At 60.1% G+C, this 1,074-nt stretch carries 1 protein-coding gene; it reads right to left on the bottom strand.

Going from position 1 to position 1,074, the window contains the following annotated elements:
• Nucleotides 1-1,074: serine hydroxymethyltransferase (gene glyA, locus EDF61_RS18665; protein ID WP_133835124.1), on the bottom strand; the 1,074-nt coding region annotated here is incomplete at both ends.

The raw sequence follows: 1,074 nt of genomic DNA, 5'->3' as shown, positions 1-1,074 counted from the left end.
CGGGTACAGCGGGTGGGCCGCGGCAAGCTTCAGAACACGATCCTTCAGCTCCGGCAACACCGCCGCATTACCCTCAGCACCAGCAATCAACGCCTGCGCAATGATCTCCGCAACCTCAGCAAACGCAGCCTCCGAGAAACCACGGGTAGCCAACGCCGGGGTACCAATACGCAACCCCGAAGTCACCATCGGCGGACGAGGATCAAACGGCACCGAATTGCGGTTCACCGTGATCTCCACCTGCGCCAAAAGATCCTCACCCTGCTGCCCATCCAACTCGCTATTACGCAAGTCAACGAGCACCATGTGAACATCCGTGCCACCAGTCAAAACGCTGATGCCCTTGGCAACAACATCTTCCTGGGTCAAACGCTCAGCCAAAATACGCGCACCAGCCAAGGTCCGCTCCTGGCGCTCCTTGAACTCCGGCGAAGCGGCAATCTTGAAAGCCACCGCCTTGCCAGCAATCACGTGCTCCAACGGACCACCCTGCTGACCAGGGAACACCGCCGAGTTCAACTTCTTCGCAATCTCCGCATCATTCGAGAGAATAATGCCGCCACGAGGACCAGCAAGCGTCTTATGCGTCGTGGAAGTCACCACGTGAGCGTGCGGAACCGGCGAAGGATGCAACCCGGTTGCCACCAAGCCAGCGAAGTGCGCCATATCCACGAACAGGTACGCGCCAACCTTGTCAGCGATCTCGCGGAAACGCTGGAAATCCAGCTGGCGCGGGTACGCCGACCAGCCAGCAACAATCATCTTCGGCTGGTTCTCGATGGCAAGGCGCTCCACCTCGTCCATGTCCACCTCATAGGTTTCCTCGTCCACACCGTAAGGAACGATGTTGAACAAGCGGCCCGAGAAGTTCAGCTTCATCCCGTGGGTCAGGTGGCCACCGTGGTTCAGGTTCAGCCCCAGCACGGTATCGCCTGGACGCACCAGCGCGTGGTACACCGAGGCGTTAGCCTGCGCACCGGAGTGCGGCTGCACGTTGGCGAACTTCGCCCCGAACAGGTCCTTGAGGCGCTCGATCGCCAGCGTCTCGATGACATCAACTTCCTCGCAACCGCC

It is taken from the genome of Arthrobacter sp. JUb115 (genome assembly GCF_004365035.1).
Lineage (GTDB): Bacteria > Actinomycetota > Actinomycetes > Actinomycetales > Micrococcaceae > Glutamicibacter.
This window is presented reverse-complemented; position numbering and strand designations above follow the sequence as displayed.